The organism is Natrinema soli (genome assembly GCF_028618695.1).
Genome location: NZ_JAQIVI010000052.1, coordinates 1 through 2,032, shown reverse-complemented (window position 1 = coordinate 2,032; position 2,032 = coordinate 1). Strand labels below are relative to the sequence as shown.

Here is a 2,032-nt window from a genome sequence, read left to right as displayed (position 1 = left end):
CCCGCTGCTCGAGCACGCGGGCCCCGACACGTGGCGGCTCGATCCCGACCTCGCCGGCGGCGGCGCGCTGATCGATCTCGGGATCTACCCGCTCAACACGATCCGGTTCCTCCTCGATTGCGAGCCCACGGGCGTGTACGCCACCACCCGCTCGAGCGGCGACCCGTTCGCCGACGTCGACGAACACGTCGCGTTCCAGCTCGAGTACGAGACCGGTGCGACGTCCTCCTGTACCGCCAGCTTCGACGCCCACGCCCGGAGCGCTCTCGAGCTGGTCGGCACCGAGGGGATGATCGACATCGAGTCGCCGTTCGGCGGCGTCGTCCCGCAGGAGATGGTCGTCGAGAGCGGCGACGTCCGGATGGAGTACACCGGCCCGCCGGTCGACGAGGTCCACGAGGAGTTCGACTACTTCGGCTACTGCGTGTTGACCGGGACCGATCCCGAACCGGACGGCGAAGACGGACTCGCGGACCTTCGTGCGATCGAGGCCGCCTACGAGTCGGCCGAGACGGGCCGTCGAGTGAGCCTCGAGTGAGACGGCCTGTCGTACCGATTTACCGGAGCAACCGCAGGGTGGTTCGCGGTTGCTCCGGAACTGACTTACAGCGGTCCGTATGAGCCGTTCCGGCCGAAACGCGAGGACCGGCGGCTATTCATGTCCGGATCGCCTACGGACGGGTATGGAGGACGTTACGGACGCTGGAATCTACGCGCGGGAATCGCCGTACCTCGACCGGTACGTCCAGATCGGTGCCGCCAGCGGACGAGTCCTGAGCGTCTCGTTCCCGGAGATTCCCGACGACGGTGCCGAGGACGACCACGCCGTTCTCGATCGGATCTTCGAGTACCTTGACGGACTCGAGCCGATCACCTTCGATGACGTGCAGGTCGCGATGACCATGCCGACCGATCAGCGGGCGGTCCTCGAGGGGGTCCAGGAGATTCCCTACGGCGATCAGGTCACCGTCGAGACGCTCGCCCGGATGACGTCCGGCCTCGATCACGAGGACGACGACGACATCATCCTCGTCCGAACTGCCCTCGACGAGAACCCCACCCCGCTCCTCATTCCGGATCATCGCGTGCGCGACGGTCCCAGCGCCGCACCGCCGGACATCGAACAGAAGCTTCGGTCGCTCGAGGGGCTGTAAGCCGCCGGCTGCCGAACTCTGTTCTTCGGTTCCGTCGCAATCTCTTCCGGCGCCTATTGACAGACTAATTGCGGGCAGAACGAAGTTCTATTTCGATGGCATTCGATGCCCCCCGTGCCCGCCACAGGTATCTCTGCTAGAAATCCGATCGATCGACCTTTTCAGGCGCTTCGAACCCCGTCGCCAACTCGAGCAACTGCACCAGAATCCGTCCCGTCGCACCCCAGACGGTGTAGCCGTTAACGCGGAAGTAGTGAATCACGATCTCGCCGTAGTAGGGATGGCTCCGGCGCTCGTACTCGTAGTTGTCCGGATCGAGCAGCCCTGAGAGGGGAAGGACGACGATTTCGGCAACCTCGCTCTCCTCGCGAACGTACTCCCGATCGGGCACGTGTGCGACGAAGGGCGTCACGGCGTACTCGGTGACCGTCCGGATGTCGTCGAGTTGTCCGACCACTTCGGCTTCGCTGCGCTCGAGGCCGATCTCCTCGTTGGCCTCTCTGAGCGCCGTCTCGAGGATCGTCTCGTCGACCGGCTCGGCCCCGCCGCCGGGGAAACTCATCTGCCCGGGGTGTTCGCCGAGGTGGTCGGCCCGGCGGGTGAAGAGCAGGTGGTCCTCGCCGTCGCGGTCGACGATCGGCGCGAGGACGGCCGCGTCGTACTCCTGATCGGTGATCTCGGTGGGCTCGTACGCCGCGATCGGCTCGAGAGTCAGTCTCGTCGTCATTCCTCGAGGACGTCCTCCAGTCGCGTCCGTTCGTCCGCGAGATCGACGGGGGCCCACGCCTCGATGTCGTAGCTGACGTCGAGCAGGGTTCGGAGTCGCGCCGCGTCCCCCTCGGTGACGGCCTCGTCTGCGGCCGCGACGAAGCGCTCGC

General features: G+C 65.9%; 4 protein-coding genes. 2 read left to right on the top strand and 2 right to left on the bottom strand.

Annotation, left to right across the window (positions count from 1 at the left end; genetic code table 11):
* Positions 1–538 (top strand): Gfo/Idh/MocA family protein (locus PGX04_RS03335; RefSeq protein ID WP_273737213.1); only part of this gene is annotated, 538 nt, incomplete at its 5' end.
* Positions 539–683: 145 nt separating this feature from the next.
* The gene (locus PGX04_RS03330) at positions 684–1,154 is read left to right on the top strand and encodes an MGMT family protein (protein WP_273737212.1); all 471 of its coding nucleotides are present in this window, start codon (positions 684–686) and stop codon (positions 1,152–1,154) included.
* Positions 1,155–1,290: 136 nt separating this feature from the next.
* Here PGX04_RS03330 and PGX04_RS03325 read toward each other — a convergent pair whose 3' ends face one another.
* Entirely contained in the window at positions 1,291–1,881 is a 591-nt protein-coding gene (locus PGX04_RS03325) for an NUDIX hydrolase (RefSeq protein ID WP_273737211.1), read from the bottom strand.
* Positions 1,878–2,032, bottom strand: a 155-nt coding sequence (locus PGX04_RS34365; protein WP_425498428.1) for a DUF7109 family protein, incomplete at its 5' end; no start/stop codon positions are given. The genes PGX04_RS03325 and PGX04_RS34365, both read right to left, overlap by 4 nt.